Genomic DNA, 24563 nt, shown 5'->3' on the forward strand with positions numbered 1-24563 from the left:
CTGCTCGGGCGCGCGCATGCAGGTTCCGCCAGGCAATAGCGCCCAACGGGCAGTGGGCCGCTTTGTTCCCAACGAGGCCGGTGGGTTGAATGGCTACCGCTTGGCCTCGCCGAACACCACGGTTGGGACCGTGCGATTGACGATCTCGCGCAGCGCGAAACTTGATTGCACCCTGGCGACGCGCGGCAGGCGCGATAGCTCGGTGCGGTGGATGCGCTCGAAATCCTGGATGTCGCGCGCCAGTACAATCAGGATGTAGTCGTCGGTCCCCGACATCAGGAAGCAGCGCACGACGGAGGGGCATTTCACGACCTCCGCCTCGAAGGCCTTGAGCGCCTCGTCGCTCTGGCTCTCGAGCGCGATGCGCACCAGCACGGTCGTGGTGAGGCCGAACTGTGTCAGATCGAGCGCGGCCTGGTAGGCCTGGATGTAGCCGTCGTCCTCCAGCGCCTTCTGCCGCCGCGCCAGCGCGGTGCTTGATAGCCCGACCTTGTTGGCGAGCTCGGTGTGGCTGGCCCGCGCATTGGTGGTGAGTTCCGCGAGAATGGCGAGATCTTTCCGGTCGAGGGCCAATGTTGCGTTTCCAGCGTGAAAGGGCGTTTGCGCGCCGGAAACCGGCGCGGGGAGGCCAAGGCTAGCGGATATTTGCGCGAAACCAAACCGGCGACGTCGCTACCATGAACAACGGAATCAATGCGTTGGCAGAGGAGCTGAAGATGCGTGTCGGTGTGCCCAGGGAGATCAAGGTGCAGGAATATCGCGTCGGGCTCACCCCGGGCGCCGTCCGCGAATATGTCGTGGCCGGGCACCAGGTGACGGTCGAGGCCGGCGCCGGCGGCGGCATCGGCGCGTCCGATGATGCGTATCGGCGGGCAGGGGCCGCGATTGCCGAAAGTGCGCGCGACATCTTTGCGAAGTCCGACATGATCGTGAAGGTGAAGGAGCCGCAGAAGGGCGAATGGACCCAGCTCCGCGAAAGCCAGATCCTGTTCACTTACCTCCATCTCGCGCCGGATCCTGAACAGGCCAAGGGCCTGCTCGCTTCCGGCTGTACGGCGATCGCCTATGAAACCGTCACTGACGCGGCCGGTCACCTCCCCCTGCTTGCGCCGATGAGCGAAGTCGCCGGCCGCCTCGCCATCGAGGCCGCCGGCGCGGCGCTCAAGCGATCGGCCGGCGGTCGAGGTCTGCTGCTGGGTGGCGTACCCGGCGTGCAGCCGGCGCGGGTCGTCGTGCTCGGCGGCGGCGTGGTGGGAACGCAGGCGGCGCGCATGGCCGCAGGGCTCGGCGCGGAAGTCACCGTGATCGACCGCTCTCTTCCCAGGCTGCGTGAATTGGACGATCTCTTTGTCGGCCGCGTGCGCACGCGCTTCTCGACCATCGAGTCGGTCGAGGAGGAAGTGTTTGGCGCCGACGTCGTGATCGGTGCGGTCTTGGTGCCGGGCGCCAGCGCGCCAAAGCTGGTCACGCGCGCGATGCTCAAATCGATGCGGCCCGGCGCCGTGCTGGTCGACGTCGCCATCGATCAGGGTGGCTGCTTCGAGACCTCGCATCCGACCACGCACACCGATCCGACCTACGTGGTCGACGGCATCGTGCACTATTGCGTCGCCAACATGCCGGGGGCGGTGCCGGTGACGTCGAGCCAGGCGCTGAACAATGCGACACTGCCGTTCGGATTGATGCTCGCGAGCAAGGGCTTTGCCGCGGTGCTGGAAAATCCTCACTTGCGTGACGGCCTGAACGTGCATCGCGGCCGCATCACCAACAAGGCGGTGGCGGAGAGCCTCGGGCTGGAATTCGCTCCGGTCGAGAGCGGGCTGGCGGCGTAGCGTTTAGGTGGGCTTGCGATGACGGCTGCCGAGCGCGGCTTCGATCGTCTCCGGGCGCTCGATGCGCTCGATCAGCATGTCGATGCGGTCGCCACCCCAGAACAGCTCGCCGTTGAACACCATGGTCGGCACGCCGAACACGCCGAGCGTTTCGGCCTCATCGATGATGCGGTCATGCTCGGTGCGGGCAGGGCCGTTGACATAGGCTTCGAACTCGCTGGCGGAGCCACCACATGACGTGATCACGTCGGTGATTGCGGCGAGATCGTCGATCTCCAGCTCGTGACTCCAGAATTTTCGGAACACCGTGTCGTGGTAAGGGCGGAAGAAGCCGTGGGCTTGCGCGAACAGCATCCCGGCGCTGGCATAAAACGCGTCGTAGATCCGCCGCGGCCCCTTCATGACGAGCCCTTGCGCATTGGCATAGCGCCGCGCGTCCATGTAGGCGTAGCGCACCTTGCGCCAGAAATGCGGCGTACGCTCCTCGACCTTCCCCATGAATTCGGCGATGCGCAGCGTGTAGGGCAGCCATTCCAGCTCGACGTCGTGCGTCTCCTCCAGCGCGAACAGGCGCCTGTTGGCGACGAACGCGTAGGGGCTCTTGTAGTCGGTGTAGATGCGGACGATTGGCTTTGGCATTGGCGGCTCCTCTAAGCTTGCGCCTTCGTCAGCCTGTATTGCCCCAGATCCGGGTCATGCGTCATGCGCCAATAGTCCACGAAACGCCACGGCATCGCCGAGAACACACGGCCGCTGGAGTTACGGTAGTAGGTGCTCATGCCCGGATGGGTCCAGATCATCCCCTCGTGCTCGGCATCGACCTTGCGGACGTAGTCGTCGAGTACGTCCTGACGGACGTCGATCGCGGCGACGTCGTGCTCGATCATGCTGGCGAGGCAGGCCGAGATGTAGCGGCTCTGGCATTCCGACTGGAAAATGACGCTGCCCCCATGCGCGGGACCCGAGTTCGGGCCGAGCATGCAGAAGAAGTTGGGAAAGTCAGGCACGGTGAGGCCGAGGAACGCCGTCGGGTTATCGTTGGCCCAGGCCTCGCGCAAATCCTTGCCGCCGCGGCCGCTGATGTTGAGGCGTGCCGCCATCTCCGCGACCTTGAAGCCAGTGGCGACGACGATGATGTCGGCGGGGCGGTGCTCGCCGTCGGCGCTGACGATGCCGTTTCGGTCGAAATGGTCGATCGCGTCGGTGACGAGCCCGACATTGTCCCGCGTCAATGTCTTGAACCAGTTGTTGTCGAGCAGGATGCGCTTGCCGTAGGGCGGATAGGTCGGAACGCATTTTTCGATCAAGTCCGGCCGGTCTTTCAGTTCGGTGTGGATGAAGTCGGTCAGTTCCTGGCGATGCCGGTCATTGCCCTTGTTGACCGCGCGCTCCGGATGCGGCCAGGCCGGATCCTTGCGCAGGAACGGCAGCAGGCCATCGCCATAGCGCCAGAACATGTTGAAGCGGTACCACTGCACATAGAACGGCAGATGTGCCAGCAGCCAGCGTGCGCCCTCGCTGATCGGGTCGGCATAGCCCTTCACCGGTCGCGCCCATTGCGCGCTGCGCTGATAGACCGTGATGGAGGCGACGCGGCCGGCGATCGCTGGCACGAGTTGCATCGACGTCGCGCCGGTGCCGATCACAGCGACATGCTTGCCGTCGATATCGATATAGCCGGACCACATTGCGGAGTGCAGGATTGTGCCCTCGAAGCTTTCTTCGCCCTTGAAGTGCGCGCGCGAGGGATCGTTGAGCTGGCCGATGGCCGAGACCAGCGCGGTGGATTCGAAAATCTCTTCGCCATTCCCGGTCTTGAGCGTCGAGATCCAGCGCCGCTTGCCCTCGTCCCAGCGCGACGCGGTCAGCTCGGTGTTGACGCGCAGATGCTTGCGGATGCCGTATTCGTCGGCGACCTTTAGCAGGTATCCGAGCAGCTCCTCGCGCTGACAGAAATAGCGCGTCCACGCATTGCCCGAGCCGAACGAATAGGAATAGGAATGGTTCGGCGTATCGACGCCGCAGCCGGGATAGCGGTTGATCCACCAGGTGCCGCCGAGCTCGGCGTTCTTCTCGACGATGGTGTAGGGGATGCCGAGATGGCCGAGCGCGACGCCGAGCGCGATGGCACAGACGCCGGCGCCGACGATCAGCACGTGCTGGCCGGCGAGCTTTTCGTCTGAAGGACGCTTGGTCCAGCGCGCCTCGCGCGGCACAAAACCCATCTCCTCGCGCATCAGCGGCGCGTATTCCGGGGCGACGTTCTCGCCGAGGCAGGCGCGCATCATCTTCAGCAACAGCTCTTCGCCGGGGTCGCTGATCGCGGGTTTCGGCGTGCCGTCGGCAAACAGCTTGACGACCGCAGCGCGGATCTCGTCCTGGATCTCCCGGGGCACGCCGGCCTCGGGATCGGGAATGAGGCGGATGTCGCGCTTGGGCAGGTAGGGCGGCTCGAGCCATTTTTCGTCGCCGGTCATGTGCACGAGCACCATCAGGAGACAGCGGATGTCGCCTTCGGCGATTGCGGAAGCGATGTCGAACGGCTTGTGTGGAGATGCGATGTTCATGGCGTGTCCTGATCTCCGGATGAACTGAAGAGGCCGCGCGTCATCAGCTTGCGATAGGCGGAGATGACGTGGTCGGGCACGGCGGTGACGCCGTCGGCCGAATAGGAGTAGCGGCGGCTGAGATAGCCGCGCGAGCCCATCAGCATGTGGACGATGGCCTCGAATTCCTCGTCGCTGTAATCGTGAATCGCGCCGGCCCCTCGCGCGCGCCGCAAGATGCGGACATAGGCGACCGAGATGTTGTCGAGATGCTTCTGATAGCCGATCGGTGCGAAGAACTCGGCCTCGTTGAGGATGCGCAAGAATTCCGGCACTTCGCGGATGAAATCGAAGAAGGCGGCGAAGCGTGCGATCTCCTGCCGCGCCGCATCCGCCGTGCCGGTGCGGGCGCGGATGAACTCGACCATGTCGAGGCCGATCTTCGGCAGCAGCTGGTCCAGAAGCTCCTGCCGGTTTTCGAAATGATTGTAGAAGGTGCCCTGCGCGACGCCGGCCTCCTCGGTGATGCGGGCGACGGAGGCTTCGGCATAGCCGTGCTTGCCGACGACCTTAGTTGCGGCCTCAAAAATCTTCTGCTTGGTCCAGGCGTTGCGCTCGACGCGGTTGAGCTTTGTGACCTTGGCGTTGGCTTGCGTCATTCAGACGTCTCCAGCTCGGCGCGCAGCACGCGCTTGAGGATTTTTCCGCTCGGGTTGCGCGGCAGGCTGTCACGGATGACAAGCTGTTTCGGTACCTTGAAGCTCGCCAGCCGCGCGCGGCAATGGTCGGTGAGGGCAGGGAGATCCAGCGTCGCGCCTTCAGCCAGCACGACGATGGCGACGGGACGCTCGCCCCAACGCGCGTCGCGCAGGCCGATCACGGCGACCTCGCGCACCTCAGGCAGATCGTAGATGACGCGCTCGACCTCGGAGGAGGCGATGTTCTCGCCGCCGGAGATGATCATGTCCTTCTTGCGGTCGGTCAGATACAGAAAGCCCTCGTCGTCGAGATAGCCGACGTCGCCGCTGCGGAACCAGTCGCCGAAGAAGGCAGCTTTGGTCTTCTCCGGATCCTTCCAATAGCCGCGCGTGATTTTGGGTCCACGCAGGCAGATCTCGCCATTGACGTGCGGCGGCAGCGCCTTACCGTCCTCGTCGCGGATCTCGATCTCGACATGGGCGATGGCGCGGCCGGTCGAGCCAATCTTCTCGGTCTCGCGGCCTGTCTCCATAAACGTGTCGCCGCCGACGGTTTCGGTGAGGCCATAGGCGTCGATGTAGCGCGCATTGCGAAAATATTCCGAGAAGGCGCGGATACGCAGCTCCGGCGTCTTCTCGCCGCCGCCGATCGCCCATGTCAGGCTCGACACGTCGTAGCGGTCACGCGTCGGGCAGGTGAGCATCCCGGTGGTCATCACAGGCGCGAACCAGGCTGCGTTGAGCCTGTCCTCGGCGATGGCGCTAAGCGTCGACTCCGGCTCAAAATTGCGCTCGACGCGAATGAAGCCGCCATGCCAGAGCACGGCGATGCCGGGCAGATCGAGCGCGCCGACGTGGTAGAGCGGGCCGACGACGAGCAGCCGCGTGTCGGCACTGAGGCCGAGTGCGATCGTCTGGTCAGCCGACTTCCAGTAGAAATTATCGTAGGTGAGCATCACGCCCTTGGGACGGTCGGTCGTGCCCGAGGTGTACATCAGCCGCATCAGGTCGGATGGCTGGCGGACGTGCATCGGGGCCGCTCCAGCGCCGCCCGCGAGACACGTGACGCTTTGCTGCGCGGCTTCGTTCAGAACGACGATCGTCGCGCCTGCCGCGTTCGCCGCCAGTTCCTCATCGGCGATCAACAGTCGGGCGCCGGCATTGCTGGCGATGTAGCCGACCTCGTCGCGGGAGAGGCGGAAATTGATCGGCAGGAAGACCGCGCCGAGATGGCTGGTGGCGAAGACGAGTTCCAGGAAGGCCGCGCTGTTCTTCATCAGCACGGCCACGACATCGCCGGCGCCGATGTCCTGCGCGGCGAGCCAGCCTGCGACGTGCCGGACGCGCGCATCGAACGCCGCGTAGGAGATCTGCTCGCCGCGGTATTTCAGCGCGGGCCGCTCCGGCGTCCGCCGGGCATGGAAGGCGATGAAGCTCGAAAGATTGATCATTGTGCGATGACGGGCCGGTTGCGGGCCTCGTTTCCTCCCGTTGTGAATAATGACTCATAGTTCATGATTGTCTTGACGTCACCCCCTCCCTCTGAAATTGTTGAGCGCACGGAGACGCGACGATCTCCGGCAAGGGACTGGAACGCCGACCCGACAGAGGGAGGGGAAAATGACGAGAACCCGCACGCCGGGCATCAGCCGCCGTTCAACATTGGCGCTGATGGGCGCCGGTGCGATGAGTGTTGCCGCGCCGTGGGTGGCGCGCGCCCAAGCCAAGACCGTCAAGATCGGCATGCCGACGATTTTGTCGGGCCGCGTCGCGCAGCTCGGTACATCCTCACGTAATGCGGTGATGCTCGAGGTCGACAAGGTCAACGCCGCCGGCGGGCTTGCGGGCCGACAGATCGAAATGGTGGTCCGCGATTCCAAGGGCCAGCCGCAGGAAGCCGCCCGCGTCGCGCGCGAGCTCGTCAATACCGACGGCTGCGAACTGCTGCTCGACGGCGAGGCGTCGTCCGGATCGTTCGCGGTGCACGAGGTCGCGCGCGATCTCGGCGTGCTCTGCATCCACACCTGCTCGGAAGCGTCGTCGCTCACCGCCGATCCGAAGCAGCACATCCCGAACTCGTTCCGTTGCGTCCGGCAGGGTATCCACGATTCCATCGTCGGCGGCAGCTACGCAGCCGGCATCGCGAAAGCCAAGGGCCTGAAGAAATGGGCGACGTGCTCGCCGGATTACGCCTATGGCCGCGACACCACCGGCGAGTTCACGCTGTACCTGAAGCGCTTTGCGCCCGACGTCGAGGTGATCAGCGAGTCCTGGCCAAAGCTGTTCCAGCCCGACTACACCGAAGTCGTGACGAAGATTTTGCAGGCCAAGCCGCAGGCGCTGTACTCCTGCCTGTGGGGCGGCGATCTCACCTCCTACATCGACCAGGCCAACATCTACGCGATGTTCACCCAGATGGAGGTGTTCGCGGTCAACATGGCCGACTACACCGCGCTCACGGTGGTGAAGAACCTGCCCAAGGGCATCCACTCCGGCAACCGCTACATCAAGAGCTTCCCGACGACGCCAGAAAATGCAGCGTGGGGCGATGCGTACAAGGCCAAGTACAACGAATACCCGACCAACTGGTCGTGGCAGAACGCGACCGCGGTGATGTTCCTGGCCGAAGCCGCCAAGAAGGCGAACTCGACCGACGGCAAGAAGCTCGCGGAAGTGTTGAAGGGCCTCACCATCAAGTGCCCGTTCGGTGCCGACGGCACCGTGACGATGCGCGGCGACGATCACACGCTGGTCGGCTACGCCATCGGTTGGGGCACCACGATCCCGCAGGAGCCCTATGTGCCCGAGGTCAAGGCCGGCGACTGGAGGACCATTTTTGAGCTCGAGGCCGAGTGGAAGAAGAGCAAGGGCTACACCTGATCACGCGCAGGGCGGAGGCGGGCAACCGTCCCCGCCTTTGTCTTGTTTTCCGCGCCGGTCTGGCGCACGACAATGAAAGTGCCCCCGTGGATCTCGACGCGCTCACCGGCTGCCTCTCCAGCTCCGCCTGCCTGGTGACACAAACCACCAGCGGCCTCATCATCGGCATGCTGCTGTTTTTGGTCGCGGTCGGGCTGACGCTGATTTTCGGCGTGCTCAAGATCGTCAATTTCAGCCACGGCGCCTTCTATATGTTCGGCGCTTATTTCGCGATGACGGCCTACCACCTCACCGAGAGCTTTGCGCTGGCGATGCTGGCAGGTGCGGCCGGCACCGCCATTCTCGGCCTGATCTTCGAACGCGTCTTCATGAGCCGCGTCTATGGCGCCGACGTGCTGATGCAGCTGCTTGTCTGCTACGCCTTCGTGCTGATCTTCGACGATGTCGTGCGGTTGATCTGGGGACCGGAATTCAAATCGATGGGCATGCCGTCCGCGTTCCAGGTGATGCCGCTGTTCATCGCCGGCGGCGTGGTGCCGCCTTATTACCTGCTGCTGATCGGCGTCGCGCTGGTCGCGGCCATCGTGCTCGGCATTGGCCTCTCGCGCAGCCGCATCGGCAAGGTGATCCGCGCCGCCGCGCACAATCCCGGCATGGTCTCTGCGCTCGGCATCAACACCGGCCTGATCTATGGCGGCGTGTTCGCGCTCGGTGGCATGCTGGCGGGTCTTGCCGGCGCGCTCGCAGCACCCGTGCGTTCGTTGACGCCGGGGATGGGATTCTCGGTCCTCATTGAGTCCTTCATCGTCACCGTAATCGGCGGCATGGGCTCGATCCTGGGCGCGTTGATCGGAGCGCTGCTGCTCGGCCTGATCCGCTCCTTCGGCTCGCTCGGCTTTCCCCTGTTCACGGAAGGGCTGATGTACCTGTTCATGGTGATCGTGCTGGTCTCAAAACCCACCGGCCTGTTCGGCAAGGAGGCGGCATGACCGAGCTCGAGGCCGGACGCGCGCAAGTGCTGGTGCCGGTGCGGAGCGGCGCGGCGCTACAGCGCTACCGCGACGTCCTGATCGCGCTGATTGCCTTCGCCGTACTGGCGAGCCTGCCATTCTTCACCGGCAGCAAGGCGCTGCTCGATTTCGTCATCCGCTGCTCGGCTTACGGCCTGTTCGCGACCTCGCTCAACCTCTTGGTCGGCTACACCGGCCTGACCTCGTTCGGCCACGGCATGTTCTTCGGCTTAGGGGCCTACAGCTTTGGCCTGATCATGCAGAAGCTCGGCGTGCCCGTTCCGGTCGCCTTCGTCGCGACGCTGGCGATCACCGCCGTGATTGCGGCCATCATCGGCGCGATCTGCGTGCGGCTGAAGGACATCTATTTCGCCTTCGTCACGCTCGCCTTCCAGATGCTGATCCACTCGACCATTTTGTCCTGGGCCTCCTTCACCGGCGGCGACCAGGGCCTGCGTGGTGGCATTCCGCGCCCCGCATTCCTCGGCATCAATCTCGCCAACCACGTCCATCTCTACATCGCGAGCTGCGCGCTCTTGATCCTCGGCCTGCTCGCGATGCGCCAGATCGCCCAGTCGCCATTCGGCTACACCTTGCGCATGATCCGCGACAACGCCGCGCGCGCGAGTTTTCTCGGCATCGATGTCTGGCGCGCAAAGCTCACCGTGTTCGTGCTGGCCGCGTTGTTCGCCGCGATGGGCGGCATGGTGATGGCGCTGTTCGTCTCCGGCGCCTATCCCGAATTCGCTTACTGGACCATTTCGGGCGAGGGCATCTTCATCAACATGCTCGGCGGCGTCTCGACCTTTTTGGGGCCGATGGTCGGTACCGTGCTGTTGCTGCTGCTCAACGACACCGTCACGCGCTTCACCGAGTATCACGGCATCGTGCTCGGCGTGGTCATCCTGTTCTTCGCGCTGGGCCTGCGCAAAGGCCTGCTCGATTTCGTCGCCGAATGGTTTTCGCACCGCGACGCAGGCGAGGGGCGCTAGCCATGCTCGAGATCCGCAACCTCGCAAAATCATTCGGCGGCGTGAAAGCGACCAACGACGTCTCGCTGGAGTTTCCCGACGGCTCGCTCACCGCTGTCATTGGCCCGAACGGCGCCGGCAAGAGCACCTTCTTCAACCTGATCACCGGCGCGTTGAAGCCCGACTCCGGCCAGATATTGCTCGACGGCGTCGATCTCGCCGGGCGCGCGCCGCCGGAGATCGTCCGTCACGGCATTGGCCGCGCCTTCCAGGTCGCGAGCATCTTCAAATCGCTGACGGTGCAGGAAACCATGCTCGCCGCCGTTAGCGCCGACCAGCGCACGTCCGCCGTGCTGCACAAGCGCTTTCCACTGCCCGAGACGCGCGACCGCGCTGAGCATGTGATGGAGCTGTTGGGCCTTGCCGGCAAACGCAATCGCACCGCTGCAACGCTGTCGCACGGCGATCAAAAGCTTCTCGACATCGCACTGGCGCTCGTGCTCGAACCAAAAGTGCTGCTGCTGGACGAGCCGACCGCCGGCATGGGGCCGGAAGAGCGCTGGCGCATGATCGACAAGGTGCGCGAGCTCTGGGAGACGCAAAAAATCACCGTCGTCTTCATCGAGCACGACATGGACATCGTGTTCAAGATCGCCCCAAAAATCGTCGTGCTCTGCTATGGCCACATCCTCGCGACCGGCTCGCCCGACGAGATCCGCAACAACAGTGCGGTGATCGACGCCTATCTCGGCACCGAACATGCGGGAGCCGCCGCATGAGCGCAGCCATCATCGAAGTCGCCGATCTCGACGTCTACTATGGCACGAGCCAGATCCTGTTCGGCGTCGGCCTCTCGGTGCGGCAGGGCGAGACTATGGCGCTGCTCGGGCGCAACGGCGCCGGGAAGTCGACGACGATGAAGGCGATCATGGGCCTGGCCCCGCCGCGGCGGGGCAGAGTGAGCCTGCGCGGTGCGGTGATCTCAGGCCGCAAGCCGCACCATATCGCGCGCGCCGGCCTCGGCTTCGTGCCGGAGGATCGCCAGATCTTTCCGGAGCACACGGTCGAGGACAATCTCCTCATCGGTCGCAAGAAGGGACCGGAGGGCCAGGACGAATGGCCGATCAAGCGCATCTATGAAGTGTTTCCACTGCTGGAGCCCTTGCGGAATCGTATCGCCGGACGCCTCTCTGGCGGTGAGCAGCAGATGCTGGCGATCGCGCGCACGCTGATGGGCAATCCTGCGCTGTTGCTGCTGGACGAGCCGAGCGAGGGCCTCGCGCCGATCATCGTGCAGCGGATCGGCGAGCTGTTGCGGCAACTCCGCCAGCTCGGCTCGACCGTGCTGATCGCCGAGCAGAATATGCATTTCTGCCTGGGGCTGGCGAGCCATGCCACCGTCATCGACAAGGGCCAGATCGTCTATGCCGCCGGGATCGACGAGCTGAAGGCCAACGACACCATTCGCCGCCGTTATCTGGCCCTGTAGCGGGGCTCGGACCGCCAGACCGGCCAAAAGAAGAAAACTATTGCCTCGGGGGTATCAGGCGGAAGGAGTTTCCCTGCCAGGGGCCAAAAACGCCAATCGCTTCCATTGCCGTTTGGGGCCGAAACGACGACATTCCGTTCAGGATTTGATGGATTGACGACCATGGAACGCACTGGATTTGAGCCCTTCGGCGAGCAGCTGGTGTCCGCAACGGACACCCAGCCGAAATCGCGCGCCTCGAAGCTCCTGCTGCGGGCCGGCACCACGGTGTTTTGGTCGCTGGTGGCAGGCATCGTGCTGGCGCGCGCCGCCTTCTTCGAGCCAGGCATCTATGACGGCTTCAGCCGCGTCGCCTCGCTGGCCAAAAGCCTGGTCTTCTGAGCCCGATTATTCCGGGTCGGGGACAGAACTTCCCTCGCCCCTGATATGTCGAAAACTTATTCCCCAATCGGACATCGCTGCGTATAAATCCTTCTCTTCCGGGAGAGATTTGTGTCGCAGAATCAAGCATCCAGCCCCACCGACGCCAAACCGACCACTACCGTTAGCCGCGTCGTTGCGCTGATTCCGGGCATCCTCCTCTGCATCGCCGTCGCCGGTGTTTCGGCCCTGCTCGAACGGGCGGAACTCGGCGTTTTCGAGCACCCCTATGTCGAGGCGCTGGTGATGGCCATCCTGCTCGGCATGGCGCTGCGCAGCTTCTGGAAACCCGCGCCGCGCTGGCAGGCCGGTATCGCCTTCAGCGCCAAACAGCTGCTCGAAGTCGCGGTGATGCTGCTGGGCGCCTCGATCAGCTTTGCCGCCATCGCCGCCTCCGGCATCGCCCTGCTGGCATCGATTGCGGCGGTCGTCGTGATCGCGCTCAGCGCCTCTTTCGGCCTCAGCCGCCTGCTCGGTCTCTCCACGCGGCTGTCGATCCTGATCGCCTGCGGCAACTCGATCTGCGGAAATTCGGCGATCGCCGCCGTGGCCCCGATCATCGGCGCCAACAACGATGAGATCGCCTCATCGATCTCCTTCACCGCCATCCTCGGCGTGATGATGGTGCTGGGCCTGCCGCTGCTGATCCCGTTGCTGCAGTTGTCGGCCACGCAATACGGCATCCTCGCGGGCCTCACCGTCTATGCGGTGCCGCAGGTGCTCGCGGCGACGGTGCCGGCGGGTCTGATCTCAACGCAGATCGGGACGCTCGTGAAACTGATGCGCGTGCTGATGCTCGGCCCCGTCGTCGTTGGTCTTTCGCTGGTCGCCTCGCGTTGGCAGACCGGCGCCAAGAAGACCAATGTCGGCTTCTTCCGCCTGGTCCCCTGGTTCATCCTCGGCTTCCTCGCGCTGGCGACGTTGCGCTCGCTGGAGATCGTGCCTGTAACGGTGGTCGGTCCGGTGACGAAGATCACCAGCTTCTTGACTGTGGTGTCGATGGCCGCGCTCGGCCTCGGCGTCGACGTGAAGGTGCTCGCCAATGTCGGGGGCCGGGTGACGGCAGCCGTAACGCTGTCGCTGATGCTGCTGCTCGGCATCAGCATCGCGCTGGTGCACTGGTTCAAGTGAGATAGAGTTGCGATCGCGAACTCTTCCATCTCCCGCAAGGGGAGAAGGGAAGTAAGAGCGCAAGCGTAGAGACGGATTCCTAAATCACATCCGCCAGCGAATGGCCGTGCAGCTCGATGTTCAGCCCCTGCAAGCCCATGTCGTTGATCTCGCCGCCCATCGCTTTCAGGCTCTCCTCGCGGATCAGCGACATCAGCCCGCGGCGCAGCGCCAGAAATTCCGACGACATCATCATCGATTGCTGCCGCGGCCGCTCCAGCGGGATCGGGATTTCCGCCTTGATCGAGCCGGGGCGCGCGGTCATGCAGTAGACGCGGTCGGACAGGAAGATCGCTTCGTCAATGTCGTGGGTGACGAACAGCACCGAGATCTTCAGCCGCTGCCACATGTTGGTGAGGATCTGCTGCATGATGACGCGCGTCTGCGCGTCGAGCGCCCCGAAGGGCTCGTCGAGCAGCAGCACTTTTGGCCCGGTTGCGAGCGCCCGCACGATGCCGACACGCTGCTTCATGCCGCCGGAGAGTTTTTCCGGATAGTGCTTTTCAAACGCCTCGAGCCCTGCAAGGCCGAGCAGTGTCCGCGCGGCGCGTTCGCGCTGGGAGCGCGGCATGCCGCGCATCTTCAGGCCGAACTCGACATTTTCCCGCACCGTCTTCCAGGGAAACAGCGAATATTGCTGGAACACCATGCCGCGCTCGGCACTGGGGCCGTTCACGCGCTCGCCGTCGACGGTGACGATCCCCGTAGTCGGCTTGAGGAAGCCGGCGACCGCATTGAGCAGCGTCGACTTTCCGCAGCCGGAGGGGCCGACGATGGAAACGAACTCGCCCGGCCTCACATGGATCTGCGTATCGGTGACGGCCTGAACTGGTCCCTCGATGCTGTCATAGCTGAGAGAGAAATTCCTGACCTCGATATGGCCCTGCGGCGATTTGGTGAGGATCTCGTTCATCTTGACCTCCACGGCATCACCAACTGCCCCGCGCCGCGGATCAGCAGGCTCGATCCCAGGCCGAGCACGCCAATCGCGATCATGCCGAGCGCGATGTCGGCATACTGGACCAGCGAATAAGCTTCCCACGTAAAATAGCCGATGCCGTACTGGCCGGAGATCATCTCGGCGGCGATCAGCGACACCCAGGCGACGCCCATGCCGACGGTGAGGCCGGTGAAGATGTGCGGCAGCGAGGCCGGAAAATACACCTCCCGGAAGATCGAGCGCTCGCGCGCGCCGAGACATTGCGCGGCGCGTACCAGCACGGGATCGACTAGTGTCATGCCATGAAGTGTATTCACCAGGATCGGGAAGAACGAGCCGAGGAAAGTGATGAAGACGATGCTCTGCTCGTTGGTCGGCCACAGCATGATCGCCATTGGTACCCAGGCGATGGCCGGGATCGGCCGCAGCACTTCGGCGACCGGGAAGATGATCTCATGCACCAGCTTGAAGCGGCCCATGATTAGCCCGAGCGGCACGCCGACGATGGCCGCAAGCGAGAAGCCGATGAGGATGCGCCGGCAGCTCAAGACGATGTGCATCAGGAATTTGGGATCGTGGATCGCCTTGGTGAAGCTGGCATAGACCGCGAGCGGCGAGGGCACGTTGGTGAAGCGCACGAAGAACACGACGCGATAGGTCGTGAGTAGGTGCCAGACCAGCAGGAAGGCGAGCAGGGAAAGGATGCCGATCGCCATCGCGCCCAGGCCGCCCCGGTTAAGTCGATACCAGCGCAGCGCGAGCGTACCGAATGAGGGCGGAGGCGCAGCGGCGGGCACAGAGCCCGCCTCGGCGATTGCAGTTGTTGCCGGCATACTGTCCTCGGGATGTCTGACGAGGGCGGGGCTGCTCACGTCTTGCCTCCGCTGACGGCCGCCTTCACCGCGTCGTCGAAACCGAGCACCTTGCCGCTGATCTTGGCGGCATAGGCTTCCGCGTCCCTCTTGAGCAGGAACGGTGCGACATCGCTATTGCCGACCGCATAGAAAGCCTGGTCAGCGAACAGCTTGATGCCGCGAATGGTGTCGAAGACATAGGCGACGTTGATCTTCTTGCCCTTCGCCTTGAAGTCGGCATAGGCGCCGAGGGTGCAGCTGGCCGACGAGAACGGCATGATGCCGGCTTCGTCGACCCAGACCTCGCCGGCCTTGCGGGGGTCGGGAATCGGCTTCTTGCAAAAAGCATCCTCGCCTGTGATTTCGTAGTTCTTGGTGCTCGCAAGCTGCGCGTCGTAGTCGAGCTTCATCTCGGCATAGGCCTTGCGGATGTAGCTGTCGTCGACCCACTTCTTGGGATCGAACTCCTTCATGCGGGCGAGGTTTTGCAAAACCTTGACGTCGGTCGCGGCGGCATCGATCAGCGCCGGCTTAACCGTGGGATCGGTCGTCATGTTGCCGCTGGGGCCGAGGAAGATGTAGACGACTTCCTTGTTGATGCCGGTCCATTCCTGGATCTTTTCTGCGGCAAGCTTCGGATCGTCGCGCAGCCACTGGTTGGCGGCGATCAGCGCCTTGAAATAGGCGACGATGACCTCAGGATATTTCTCGGCGAAGTCGGTGCGGACCACGATGCCGTGGAAGGTCGGCAAATTGGTCTCGACGCCGTCAAAGATCTTGCGCGCAAAGCCGCGGAACGGCAGCAGTTCGGCGAAGGGGACGAAGTCGGCATGCGCGTCGATCTTCTTCTCCTGGAGATTGGTCGAGCCGACCTCCGGGCTCTGGCTGACGAGCTGGAAGAAGTCCGCAGGGTAGCCGCGGTCCTGCATCGCCTTCAGCACCATGCCGTGCGCGGCGGAGCCGAAGGGCACGCTGACGAGCTTGCCCTTGAGATCCGCGAGATCGTAGTAGGGCGAGTCCTTGTGGACGACGAGACCGTTGCCGGAGCCGGACAGGCTGTAGGCGGCGATGCCGATCAGGCGGCTCTTGCTCTCGGGGTTGCTGTCGAAGGTGAAGCCGTTCACGATCAGCGGATAATCGCCCATCATGCCGATCTGCAGCTTGTTCGCCATCATCGCATTGGTGACGGGTGGGCCGGACGTAAAGTTCTGCCACTCCATCTCGAACTTGATGTTGGCGTACTTGCCGTCCTTCGGCAGATATTTTTCGAGGAGATGAAGCTGCCGGATGACGACGCCGGCGGTCACCGTGTTGGTCGTGGTGTCCTGCGTTCCGATGCCGAGGGTGACGGTTTCCGCCGAAGCCGGCTGCGCGATCAGAAGCGCCAGCGACGTCACCGACATCGCGAGCGAGAGCGTGGGAAGATGGCGGACCATTCTCATCCTCATTCGGTTGGATGTGCTGTGGTTGCCATGATTGGGTGAGGGCTCGGGCAGGGCAAATCCGGAATGATGACCGCAGTCGATTAGTTGCCGGGAAAAGCTGATTGCATACTCCTTGGGCAGTCCTGCACTATAAAGCCGCTTGCCTGTGCAGCGGCCTTAGTCGGCGCCCTGACCGCGCATCTCCTCCAGCACGTCGGTCCGGCACACCACGATCTGCGAGCGCTTGGTGACGACGATTCCCTTCTCCTGCATCCGCTTCAGGCTGATCGTGACCCATTGCCTTGTGGCGCCGACCATGTGGGCGATGTCGGCATGAGTGAAGGCGGCTGCGATCACCCGGCCGTCGGCATCCTCGACGCCGTAGAGATCGACGAGATGCAGCAGCAAATGCGCGAGGCGCTGCGTGATCGATCGTGTTCCCAGCATCTGGGCCAGCGCTGAATAGCATTTGCCCTTGAAGGTGAGGCCCTCGATCAGGCCGATCGCAAGGTTCGGGATCTCCACGGCAAGTGACCGCAGCTCCTTTCCGGGCAGGTGCACCACGCTGCAATTGCTGGATGCGACGCCGGACCATTGATGCACGGTGCCCTCGAACACTTCGGGGCCGCCGACGAAATTGCGGACATGCCAATAGGCGAGCGTGATCTCGCGCCCGAGCGGGGAGGTGTAGAACACCCGGATACGGCCGCTCTCGATCAGCCAGATGCCGTCATGCTTGCCGCCCTGGCTGAACAGCGTCTGGCCGCGGTTGAGCACCTTTCGGCGCCCCTGCTTCAACACCAGTTCCCGCTCGCGCGGTGAGAGCTTGTCCATCAGCGGCGGCGGCCCGCCGATCCATTGCTGGTTCTCGGTGAGCAGCAGCGAGGAACTGCCCGCGGGCCGGACGGCTGGTGGAACAGCCCCGCGAACTACATTGGCCGCCTGCAACATCATCCGCCTCCGGAACGTTCAAACCGTTCTAAAGAGGAGCAATGTCCGTGCCAGATGAACTCCGCTGTCATCGCCCGGCTTGACCGGGCGATCCAGTATTCCAGAGGCGTCAGTGGGTTACGGTGGGGCCGCGGCGTACTGGATTCCCCGCTTTCGCGGGGAATGACAGTGCAGCCTGAGGAGCGTCCTCAACGCTCCGCCAAGCTCAATAGATACGGCTTCGGGTAAATCCCCCGATTATGCCCATCCGAAAACGCGATGTTCAGCCCGTAGCCGAGATCGCCGATCTCGGTGATGGCGATGCCCGGAAACGCTTCCGGGAAGCGGCCATCGAAGCGGGCGCGGGTGCAGTGGGCGCATTTGCAGGAGAGGCGGAGTTTTTCCGCAGGCACGCTCAGCGCATCCCCCTCGGTGGTGCGCACGAGGAGCGTCGCAAGATCGGCGCTTGTCTCATAGTCGGCCGCGGTCGGTGCCACCAGGGTCATGGTCATGACAAACCTCCGACTCCTGTCTACGTCGCAGCGACAAGACCGCGATAGCAACTAATTGCCAGCGCGGGCGCAGTGGCACTGCCTCCTCTTCAATCACCGCCCGGGAAATGTGAAACTAATCGACCGGGAATTTCACTTCCGAATTGCCGGACTCTCCTCTCTCCGAAACCTTGTGCGCCAACGAGGACTGAGGAGAGACCATGAGCGTATTTCAAAAGGAAACGGTGTTGTCGGTCAGGCACTGGACCGACAGCCTGTTCAGCTTCACCGCGACGCGCGATCCCGGCTTCCGCTTTCAGAACGGCCAGTTCGCGATGATCGGCCTCGAGGTCGAGGGCAAGCCGTTGATGCGGGCCTACAGCATGGCGAGCGCCAATCACGAGGAAGAGCTGGAGTTCTTTTCGATCAAGGTGCAGGACGGCCCGCTGACCTCGCGTCTCCAGAAGATCAGGGAGGGCGATATCATCCTGGTCGGCCGCAAGGCGACAGGCACACTGATCACCGGCAATCTCATTCCCGGAAAGCGCCTGCTGCTGCTCTCGACCGGAACGGGCCTTGCGCCGTTCGCCAGCCTGATCAAGGACCCCGACGTCTACGAGAATTACGAGACCATCGTTCTCGCCCATGGCTGCCGCCAGGTTTCGGAACTGGCTTATGGCGAGCACCTCGTCGATGGCCTGCGCAATCATGAATTCTTCGGACCGCTGATCCGCGATAAACTCGTCTACTACCCGACCGTCACCCGCGAGCCGTTCAAAAATCGCGGCCGCATCACCGATCTGATCGCCTCCAACCAGCTCTTCGACGATATCGGGCAGTCGGGCCTCGATATCGAGACGGATCGCATCATGCTGTGCGGCAGCCCAGCCATGCTGGAGGAACTCCCCGCGATGTTCTCCGCGCGCGGCTTTGTCGAGGGCAATCACAGCCAGCCCGGCCATTTCGTCATCGAAAAGGCCTTTGTCGAGCGCTGAGGCCAAATCGCTGCCCGGCGACAACTAATTGCTATCGCCGGACGAGCCACTGAACAAATCTGATGCAAAGGCGCCGGACCTGCCGGCGGACCAGGAGCAAGCGATGGCACTAGATCAGATCGTCGACGGACTTTCGGAGGTTTCCTGTGATGTGCTGGTGATCGGCGGCGGCACCGCCGGCCCGATGGCGGCGCTGAAGGCGAAGCTGAAGAATCCGAAGGCCAATGTCGTGCTGCTCGAAAAGGCCAACGTCAAGCGCTCCGGCGCGATCTCGATGGGCATGGACGGATTGAACAACGCCGTCATTCCCGGCTACGCGACGCCGGAGCAGTACACCAAGGAAATTACGATCGCCAACGACGGCATCGTCGATCAGAAGGCGGTCTATAAATACGCCCAGAACTGCTACAAGATCGTCGAGGAGCTCGACAGTTTCGGCATCCGCTTCCTGAAGAACGAGAACGGCGACTACGCCGTCAAGAAGGTGCATCACATCGGCAGCTATGTTCTGCCGATGCCGAACGGCGAGACCGTGAAGAAGGCGCTGTATCGCCAGCTCCGCCGCGCCCGCATCCTGATCTCCAACCGCTACATGGCGACGCGGCTTTTGAAATCCTCCGATGGTCGCATCGCGGGCGCGATCAGCGTCAACACCCGGACCGCCGAGATGCTGGTGATCAAGGCCAAGGCCGTCATCCTCTGCATGGGCGCCGCCGGCCGCCTGGGCCTGCCGACCTCCGGCTACATGTTCGGCACCTATGAGAACGCCGCCAATTCCGGCGACGGCTATGCCATGGCCTATCACGCCGGCGCCGCGCTCGCGAACCTCGAATGCTACCAGATCAATCCGCTGATCAAGGACTATAACGGCCCGGCCTGCGCCTATGTCGCCGGTCCCTTCGGCGCCTTTACCGCCAACAACGAGGGCTCGCGCTTCATCGAATGCGACTATTGGTCCGGCCAGATGATGCTGGAGTTCTACAACGAGCTGCTCTCGGGCAAGGGCCCGGTGTTCCTCCAGCTCAAGCATCTGCATCCGAACACCATCGAGGAAATTGAAACCACGCTGCACAAGGTGGAGCGCCCAACCCGTGGACTGTTCCAGCAGGGGCGTGGAGTAGACTACCGAAAAGAATCGATCGAGATGCACATCTCCGAGATCGGATTCTGCTCCGGCCACAGCGCCTCCGGCGTGTTCGTCGACGACAATGCCCGCACCACCGTGCCCGGCCTTTACGCTGCCGGCGACATGGCGAGCGTGCCGCACAACTACATGCTCGGCGCCTTCACCAACGGCGCGGTTGCCGGCATCGATGCGATGGAGTTCGCCGACAGCCATGACTTCGCGGACTTCGACGCTGCCGATGTGGCGAAGGAGCGCGACCGCGTCATGGCGCCGACCAAGCGCGAGGACGGCATTCCGCCGAACCAGGTCGAGTACAAGACCCGCCGCCTCGTCAACGACTATCTCCAGCCGCCAAAAGTCACACGCAAATACGAGCTCGGCATGCGCCGCCTCGCCGAGACGAGGCAGGACATGCAGGAGCACATGATCGCCCGCAACGCGCACGAGCTGCTCCGCGCGCTGGAAGTGCAGTCGATCATGGATTGCGCCGACATGGCGGTGCATGCCTCGCTCTACCGCGAGGAAAGCCGCTGGGGCCTCTATCACTGGCGCACGGATTTCCCGGAGAAGGACAACGAGAACTGGTTCTGCCACACGCTGCTGTCCAAGCAGGACGGCAAGATGACCAGCGAGAAGCGTGCCGTGGAGCCCTATGTCGTGCCGATCGCGGACGACGAGAAGGACCTCTACGACAAGCAGCGCATCCGCGCGACCGCCTGATCCACCGCCAATAGCAAGCAACAGGAGACATCAAATGCCTCTCGCGTCCTATCAGACGTCAGTTCCGGTGGTCGTCGACGACGCCAAATGCATCGCCGACAAGGGCTGCACCGTCTGCGTCGACGTCTGCCCGCTCGACGTGCTCCGCATCAGCGACATGACCAACAAGGCCTACATGGCCTATGACGAGTGCTGGTACTGCATGCCCTGCGAAGCCGATTGCCCGACCGGCGCCGTCACCGTCAACATTCCCTATCTCTTGAGGTGATCATGTCGAGCCCGTTCGAATCCTACGACGATCTCGAAGATGCCGACGAGCGGCTTCAGGCCGCGGATCCCGCCGAGCGCCGCGTCGCCATCATCGCGCTCGGCCATTCCGGCGATCCTGCGGCGGTGGCCCATCTCGCCAACATGGTCGCCGATCCCGATGCCGGCGTGCGCCAGCAGGTCGCGATGGCGCTCGGCGAGTTCGACGGGCCGGACGCCGCGAGCGCGCTGGTGAAGCTGCTGGTCGACCCGGAACGAATCGTCGCAGCCGCTGCGGCCGACAGCATGGCCGAGTTCAAGGATCCCGCCTGCGCGGACATCATCCTGCCGCTGGTCAGGCACGCCCACGCCTTCGTCCGCATGGGTGCGTTGCGCGCGCTGAAGGAGTTGCGCTGCAAGGACACGCTCAAGCCGGCGCTGGAAGCGCTCCAGGATTCCGATGCCGCCGTGCGGGTGCAGGCGATCGGCGTGATCGGCTTCCTCAAGCTCGAAGAGTCCATTCCCGCGCTGACTGCATTGATCAACGATCCCGACGCGCATGTGCGCCGCGCCGCCGTGAGCGCGCTGGCCTTCTCGCACCTGAAGCCGGCGGCCGAGACGATCACGCGTGCCTTGAAGGATTCCGACTGGATGGTCCGCGAGATGGCGGCAGAAACGCTCGGTCTCAACGTCAATGGCTCGCTTGCAGCCGATCAGCTCGTCGGCTCGCTCGCCGACGAGTTCTGGCAGGTGCGGCTGAAGGCGATCCGCAGCCTCGGCAAGATGAAGGTCGAGCGCGCGGTGCGCCCGATCGGCAATTGCGTCAATCATGATCAGGCCAATTTGCGCAAAGAGGCGGCGGCCGCGCTCGGCGAGATCGCCCATCCCGACGGCGAGGCGTTTTTGGCCGTCATCGCCGACGACGCTGATCCCGATGTCCGCAAGAACGCGCGCTGGGCGCTCCAGCAGATCGCGGCCCGCAAGGCGCGGGCAGGGGCATAGCAGCGGGCATCCTGCCGCTCTGGACTTCCGGGGCCAGACGTTTATTGGTCTTCGCCAAGAAACAGCGAGGACGCGGCCATGACGACACTGACAACCAAAGACCTTCTCCCCGAGGATGGAACGAGGGGGACGCTGGTCGGCCGCGTCTGGCTGCCGCAGGCCAACGGACCGGCCGTGGTCGCCGTGCGCGCCGACGGCGTCTTCGACGTCACCGCGAAATTCCCGACCGTCAGCGCCCTCTGCGAAGAGGACAATCCGGCCAAGGCGCTGGCCGCGGTCAAGGGCGAGCGCATCGGCGATCTCGACGCGATCGTCGCCAACACGGCGCCTGATGGTCGTGACTCCAAGAAGCCGTGGCTGCTTGCGCCGGTCGATCTCCAGACACTGAAGGCCGCGGGCGTCACCTTCGCGATCTCGATGCTTGAACGCGTGATCGAGGAACGCGCAAAAGGCAATCCGGCTTCGGCCGAAGCGATCCGCAAAGAAGTGACGCGGCTGATCGGTGACGATCTGTCAAAACTCAAGCCCGGCTCGGACCAGGCGATGCACCTGAAGCAGGTGCTGATCGACCAGAACGCCTGGAGCCAGTATCTCGAAGTCGGCATCGGGCCGGATGCCGAGGTCTTCACCAAGGCGCCGACTCTGTCCTCGGTCGGCACCGGCATGGACGCCGGCCTGCATCCGAAGTCGACCTGGAACAATCCGGAGCCTGAGCTGGTGCTGTTCGTCTCGAGCCGCGGCAAGATCGTCGGCGGCGCGCTCGGCAACGACGTCAATTTGCGCGACTTCGAGGGGCGCTCGGCGCTGCTGCTGTCGAAGGCCAAGGACAACAACGCATCCTGCGCGATCGGACCGTTGCTGCGCCTGTTCGACGACACCTTCACGCTCGACGATGCGCGAAAGCTCGACATCAGCCTGAATGTGAAGGGCATGGACGGCTTCGTCCTCGACGGCCATTCCTCGATCAGCATGATCAGTCGCGATCCTACCGACCTCGTCGCGCAGACCATCGGCAAGGTGCATCAATATCCTGACGGCTTCGTGCTTTTCCTCGGCACGATGTTCGCACCGGTCAAGGATCGCGACGCACCGGGGCAGGGTTTTACCCACAAGCGCGACGACATCGTCACGATCGCGGCGCCCCAGCTCGGCAAGCTCGTCAACCGCATGCGCACCAGCGACGAGTGCGAGCCCTGGACCTTCGGCATCGGCGCGCTGATGAAGAACCTCGCGCAGCGGAAGCTGATCTAGCTCGCTGCCCTTCGCCCCTCCCCGCGCGCGGGGAGAGGCCGGATCGCGTCGTAGATGCGAATCCGGGTGAGGGGGACTCTCCGCGAAGCGCTTGGGTCGATATACGCCGAACTCTCTCCGCGTCATTGCAACGATGGGATTGAGCAGCGAGCGCTCATCTGTCCCCGTCACCCTGAGGTGCGCGCTCTGCTGCGCGCAGCGCTGCAGAGCAAGCCTCGAAGGGCGACGGCCCGGCTGCATCTCGGCCGCTCATCCTTCGAGGTTCTCCATGGGCCGCGCTGCGTCCCATGGCTCGCACCTCAGGATGACGGAACCAATAGTGCCGTCCCCCAATTTTCCTTCATCTCCCCGTTGCATCCTTGGAACAAAATCGCGCTTGGCGTGTCTTCTCGCCAGCCTCCCGCAGGTCGGCTTCATTCGTCGGAATAGTCAGATAATATGACTATACGGAACCGATCTTCCGTGAAATAGTCTCTCCCGCCGCCTCAAGGGCCGGCCTTTGGGTGCCATGCTACCAACCGGCGCCCGGGATAACACAAGATCACTCTTGGGAGACACGCCTGATGACCCCTAAAGCCCTGTTTGCGGCCAGCGCCACGGTTGCGTTGCTGTTCGCGCTGCCGGCGAATGCCGCCGAGCTCACCATCGGCTTCTCGCAGATCGGATCGGAATCCGGCTGGCGCGCGGCCGAGACGTCGGTCTCCAAGCAGGAGGCCGCCAAGCGCAAGGTCAATCTCAAGATCGCCGACGCCCAGCAGAAGCAGGAGAACCAGATCAAGGCGATCCGCTCCTTCATCGCGCAGAACGTCGACGCGATCTTCCTTGCGCCCGTGGTCTCGACAGGCTGGGATTCGGTGCTGAAGGAAGCCAAGGAAGCCAAGATCCCGGTCGTGCTGCTCGACCGCGACATCGATCCCTCCGGCAAGGAACTCTATCTTACGGCCGTCACGTCAGACAGCGTGCACGAAGGCGCGGTCGCCGGCGACTGGCTCGCCAAGACCGTCGGTGACAAGGCCTGCAACGTCGTCGAGTTGCAAGGCACGGTCGGCGCCAGCGTCGCCGCCAACCGCAAGAAGGGTTTTGACACCGCCGTCGCCAAGCATCCGAACCTGAAGGTGGTGCGCAGCCAGACCGGCGACTTCACCCGCGCCAAGGGCAAGGAAGTCATGGAGAGCTTCATCAAGGCCGAAGGCGGCGGCAAGAACATCTGTGCGGTCTATGCGCACAATGACGACATGATGGTCGGTGCGATCCAGGCGATGAAGGAAGCCGGCCTCAAGCCGGGTAAGGACATCCTCACCGTCTCGATCGACGCGGTCCCCGACATCTTCAAGGCGATGGTTGCGGGCGAGGCCAATGCGACGGTCGAGCTGACTCCGAACATGGCAGGCCCGGCCTTCGATGTCGTCGCGGCGTTCAAGGAGAAGGGCACCGTTCCGCCGAAATGGATCCAGACCGAATCCAGGCTGCTCACCGCCGCCGACAATCCGCAGAAGGAATACGACAGCAAGAAGGGCCTCGGTTACTGAGGCGGATACCTTGCCGGACCGCGTCTTGTGGTCCGGCAA

The 24563-nt window shown here is 63.6% G+C and carries 24 protein-coding genes; 14 read left to right on the forward strand and 10 right to left on the reverse strand.

All coding sequences use genetic code 11. The annotated features are described in order from the left end of the window. Window positions 1-93 precede the first annotated feature (93 nt). Complete coding sequence (locus tag B5V03_RS09635; RefSeq protein WP_164987897.1) at window positions 94-573, reverse strand: Lrp/AsnC family transcriptional regulator; 480 nt, start codon at window positions 571-573, stop codon at window positions 94-96. 143 nt (window positions 574-716) lie between these two features. On the opposite strand from B5V03_RS09635, the gene ald reads away from it, so the two are divergent. Next, window positions 717-1832, forward strand: a complete 1116-nt coding sequence (gene ald / locus B5V03_RS09640; RefSeq protein WP_129269716.1) for an alanine dehydrogenase — start codon at window positions 717-719, stop codon at window positions 1830-1832. A 3-nt stretch (window positions 1833-1835) separates the two neighbouring features. Here the strand turns inward: ald and B5V03_RS09645 are convergent, their stop codons facing one another. From B5V03_RS09645 to B5V03_RS09660, 4 genes are read right to left on the reverse strand one after another with little or no spacing between them, the layout of a single operon-like run. Beyond that, window positions 1836-2471: a 2-hydroxychromene-2-carboxylate isomerase gene (locus B5V03_RS09645; RefSeq protein WP_129269491.1), complete on the reverse strand. Its 636-nt coding sequence runs from the start codon at window positions 2469-2471 to the stop codon at window positions 1836-1838. Between the two features lie 11 nt (window positions 2472-2482). Continuing rightward, window positions 2483-4399 carry a flavin-containing monooxygenase gene (locus B5V03_RS09650; RefSeq protein WP_129269493.1) on the reverse strand — a complete coding sequence of 639 codons (1917 nt, stop codon included), beginning with the start codon at window positions 4397-4399 and terminating at the stop codon, window positions 2483-2485. Further along, window positions 4396-5037, reverse strand: coding sequence for a TetR/AcrR family transcriptional regulator (locus B5V03_RS09655; protein ID WP_129269495.1), 642 nt, complete (start codon window positions 5035-5037; stop codon window positions 4396-4398). Before B5V03_RS09655 ends, B5V03_RS09650 begins: the two co-directional genes overlap by 4 nt. Then, window positions 5034-6527, reverse strand: coding sequence for an AMP-binding protein (locus tag B5V03_RS09660; protein ID WP_129269497.1), 1494 nt, complete (start codon window positions 6525-6527; stop codon window positions 5034-5036). The genes B5V03_RS09655 and B5V03_RS09660 overlap by 4 nt, the downstream gene beginning before the upstream one ends. Window positions 6528-6696: 169 nt before the next feature. Here B5V03_RS09660 and B5V03_RS09665 point away from each other — a divergent pair, with 169 nt between their 5' ends. The 7 genes from B5V03_RS09665 to B5V03_RS09695 all read left to right on the forward strand — a co-directional run bounded on the left by B5V03_RS09665 (window position 6697) and on the right by B5V03_RS09695 (window position 12977). After that, window positions 6697-7956, forward strand: coding sequence for an ABC transporter substrate-binding protein (locus B5V03_RS09665; RefSeq protein WP_129269499.1), 1260 nt, complete (start codon window positions 6697-6699; stop codon window positions 7954-7956). An 86-nt stretch (window positions 7957-8042) separates the two neighbouring features. Further along, window positions 8043-8945: a branched-chain amino acid ABC transporter permease gene (locus B5V03_RS09670; protein ID WP_129269501.1), complete on the forward strand. Its 903-nt coding sequence runs from the start codon at window positions 8043-8045 to the stop codon at window positions 8943-8945. Then, window positions 8942-9958 (forward strand): branched-chain amino acid ABC transporter permease, encoded by a 1017-nt coding sequence (locus B5V03_RS09675; protein WP_129269503.1) that lies wholly within the window; start codon window positions 8942-8944, stop codon window positions 9956-9958. Before B5V03_RS09670 ends, B5V03_RS09675 begins: the two co-directional genes overlap by 4 nt. A 2-nt stretch (window positions 9959-9960) precedes the next feature. Further along, window positions 9961-10716, forward strand: coding sequence for an ABC transporter ATP-binding protein (locus tag B5V03_RS09680; RefSeq protein WP_129269505.1), 756 nt, complete (start codon window positions 9961-9963; stop codon window positions 10714-10716). Beyond that, window positions 10713-11426: an ABC transporter ATP-binding protein gene (locus B5V03_RS09685; RefSeq protein WP_129269508.1), complete on the forward strand. Its 714-nt coding sequence runs from the start codon at window positions 10713-10715 to the stop codon at window positions 11424-11426. Before B5V03_RS09680 ends, B5V03_RS09685 begins: the two co-directional genes overlap by 4 nt. Before the next feature lie 162 nt (window positions 11427-11588). Beyond that, entirely contained in the window at window positions 11589-11807 is a 219-nt protein-coding gene (locus tag B5V03_RS09690) for a hypothetical protein (RefSeq protein WP_129269510.1), read from the forward strand. Between the two features lie 111 nt (window positions 11808-11918). Further along, window positions 11919-12977 (forward strand): YeiH family protein, encoded by a 1059-nt coding sequence (locus tag B5V03_RS09695; RefSeq protein ID WP_129269512.1) that lies wholly within the window; start codon window positions 11919-11921, stop codon window positions 12975-12977. Window positions 12978-13056: 79 nt separating this feature from the next. On the opposite strand, the gene B5V03_RS09700 is transcribed toward B5V03_RS09695, so the two are convergent. From B5V03_RS09700 to B5V03_RS09720, 5 genes are all read right to left on the reverse strand, one after another. Continuing rightward, window positions 13057-13929 carry an ABC transporter ATP-binding protein gene (locus B5V03_RS09700; RefSeq protein ID WP_129269514.1) on the reverse strand — a complete coding sequence of 291 codons (873 nt, stop codon included), beginning with the start codon at window positions 13927-13929 and terminating at the stop codon, window positions 13057-13059. Next, window positions 13926-14828 (reverse strand): ABC transporter permease, encoded by a 903-nt coding sequence (locus B5V03_RS09705; protein WP_129269516.1) that lies wholly within the window; start codon window positions 14826-14828, stop codon window positions 13926-13928. The genes B5V03_RS09700 and B5V03_RS09705 overlap by 4 nt, the downstream gene beginning before the upstream one ends. Further along, a complete protein-coding gene (locus B5V03_RS09710; protein WP_164987898.1) occupies window positions 14825-16246 on the reverse strand; it encodes an ABC transporter substrate-binding protein in 1422 nt (473 codons plus the stop codon). The genes B5V03_RS09705 and B5V03_RS09710 overlap by 4 nt, the downstream gene beginning before the upstream one ends. Window positions 16247-16411: 165 nt before the next feature. Next, complete coding sequence (locus B5V03_RS09715) at window positions 16412-17188, reverse strand: Crp/Fnr family transcriptional regulator (RefSeq protein WP_129269521.1); 777 nt, start codon at window positions 17186-17188, stop codon at window positions 16412-16414. Between the two features lie 185 nt (window positions 17189-17373). Further along, window positions 17374-17670: a gamma-butyrobetaine hydroxylase-like domain-containing protein gene (locus B5V03_RS09720; protein WP_164987914.1), complete on the reverse strand. Its 297-nt coding sequence runs from the start codon at window positions 17668-17670 to the stop codon at window positions 17374-17376. 206 nt (window positions 17671-17876) lie between these two features. On the opposite strand from B5V03_RS09720, the gene B5V03_RS09725 reads away from it, so the two are divergent. The 6 genes from B5V03_RS09725 (at window position 17877) to ytfQ (ending at window position 24524) form a co-directional block, all read left to right on the forward strand. Then, a complete protein-coding gene (locus B5V03_RS09725; RefSeq protein WP_129269525.1) occupies window positions 17877-18650 on the forward strand; it encodes a ferredoxin--NADP reductase in 774 nt (257 codons plus the stop codon). Between the two features lie 103 nt (window positions 18651-18753). After that, window positions 18754-20496: a fumarate reductase/succinate dehydrogenase flavoprotein subunit gene (locus B5V03_RS09730; RefSeq protein WP_129269528.1), complete on the forward strand. Its 1743-nt coding sequence runs from the start codon at window positions 18754-18756 to the stop codon at window positions 20494-20496. A 34-nt stretch (window positions 20497-20530) separates the two neighbouring features. Continuing rightward, window positions 20531-20764, forward strand: a complete 234-nt coding sequence (locus tag B5V03_RS09735) for a 4Fe-4S dicluster domain-containing protein (protein ID WP_007593252.1) — start codon at window positions 20531-20533, stop codon at window positions 20762-20764. 2 nt (window positions 20765-20766) lie between these two features. Continuing rightward, entirely contained in the window at window positions 20767-21744 is a 978-nt protein-coding gene (locus tag B5V03_RS09740) for a HEAT repeat domain-containing protein (RefSeq protein WP_164987899.1), read from the forward strand. 78 nt (window positions 21745-21822) lie between these two features. Beyond that, entirely contained in the window at window positions 21823-22995 is a 1173-nt protein-coding gene (locus B5V03_RS09745; RefSeq protein WP_129269532.1) for a fumarylacetoacetate hydrolase family protein, read from the forward strand. Window positions 22996-23558: 563 nt separating this feature from the next. Next, window positions 23559-24524: a galactofuranose ABC transporter, galactofuranose-binding protein YtfQ gene (gene ytfQ / locus B5V03_RS09750; protein WP_129269534.1), complete on the forward strand. Its 966-nt coding sequence runs from the start codon at window positions 23559-23561 to the stop codon at window positions 24522-24524. Window positions 24525-24563 lie beyond the last annotated feature (39 nt).

Origin of the sequence: Bradyrhizobium betae (genome assembly GCF_004123905.1) — a bacterium.
In the GTDB taxonomy this organism is placed as follows: domain Bacteria; phylum Pseudomonadota; class Alphaproteobacteria; order Rhizobiales; family Xanthobacteraceae; genus Bradyrhizobium; species Bradyrhizobium betae_A.

Excerpts from the sequence above, each read along its gene's own strand:
- ald (WP_129269716.1), top strand. The coding sequence starts at position 717 with ATGCGTGTCGGTGTGCCCAGGGAGATCAAGGTGCAGGAATATCGCGTC.
- B5V03_RS09645 (WP_129269491.1), bottom strand. The coding sequence starts at position 2,471 with ATGCCAAAGCCAATCGTCCGCATCTACACCGACTACAAGAGCCCCTAC.
- B5V03_RS09650 (WP_129269493.1), bottom strand. The coding sequence starts at position 4,399 with ATGAACATCGCATCTCCACACAAGCCGTTCGACATCGCTTCCGCAATC.
- B5V03_RS09655 (WP_129269495.1), bottom strand. The coding sequence starts at position 5,037 with ATGACGCAAGCCAACGCCAAGGTCACAAAGCTCAACCGCGTCGAGCGC.
- B5V03_RS09660 (WP_129269497.1), bottom strand. The coding sequence starts at position 6,527 with ATGATCAATCTTTCGAGCTTCATCGCCTTCCATGCCCGGCGGACGCCG.
- B5V03_RS09665 (WP_129269499.1), top strand. The coding sequence starts at position 6,697 with ATGACGAGAACCCGCACGCCGGGCATCAGCCGCCGTTCAACATTGGCG.
- B5V03_RS09675 (WP_129269503.1), top strand. The coding sequence starts at position 8,942 with ATGACCGAGCTCGAGGCCGGACGCGCGCAAGTGCTGGTGCCGGTGCGG.
- B5V03_RS09680 (WP_129269505.1), top strand. The coding sequence starts at position 9,961 with ATGCTCGAGATCCGCAACCTCGCAAAATCATTCGGCGGCGTGAAAGCG.
- B5V03_RS09685 (WP_129269508.1), top strand. The coding sequence starts at position 10,713 with ATGAGCGCAGCCATCATCGAAGTCGCCGATCTCGACGTCTACTATGGC.
- B5V03_RS09690 (WP_129269510.1), top strand. The coding sequence starts at position 11,589 with ATGGAACGCACTGGATTTGAGCCCTTCGGCGAGCAGCTGGTGTCCGCA.
- B5V03_RS09700 (WP_129269514.1), bottom strand. The coding sequence starts at position 13,929 with ATGAACGAGATCCTCACCAAATCGCCGCAGGGCCATATCGAGGTCAGG.
- B5V03_RS09710 (WP_164987898.1), bottom strand. The coding sequence starts at position 16,246 with ATGGTCCGCCATCTTCCCACGCTCTCGCTCGCGATGTCGGTGACGTCG.
- B5V03_RS09715 (WP_129269521.1), bottom strand. The coding sequence starts at position 17,188 with ATGATGTTGCAGGCGGCCAATGTAGTTCGCGGGGCTGTTCCACCAGCC.
- B5V03_RS09720 (WP_164987914.1), bottom strand. The coding sequence starts at position 17,670 with ATGACCCTGGTGGCACCGACCGCGGCCGACTATGAGACAAGCGCCGAT.
- B5V03_RS09725 (WP_129269525.1), top strand. The coding sequence starts at position 17,877 with ATGAGCGTATTTCAAAAGGAAACGGTGTTGTCGGTCAGGCACTGGACC.
- B5V03_RS09730 (WP_129269528.1), top strand. The coding sequence starts at position 18,754 with ATGGCACTAGATCAGATCGTCGACGGACTTTCGGAGGTTTCCTGTGAT.
- B5V03_RS09735 (WP_007593252.1), top strand. The coding sequence starts at position 20,531 with ATGCCTCTCGCGTCCTATCAGACGTCAGTTCCGGTGGTCGTCGACGAC.
- B5V03_RS09740 (WP_164987899.1), top strand. The coding sequence starts at position 20,767 with ATGTCGAGCCCGTTCGAATCCTACGACGATCTCGAAGATGCCGACGAG.
- B5V03_RS09745 (WP_129269532.1), top strand. The coding sequence starts at position 21,823 with ATGACGACACTGACAACCAAAGACCTTCTCCCCGAGGATGGAACGAGG.
- ytfQ (WP_129269534.1), top strand. The coding sequence starts at position 23,559 with ATGACCCCTAAAGCCCTGTTTGCGGCCAGCGCCACGGTTGCGTTGCTG.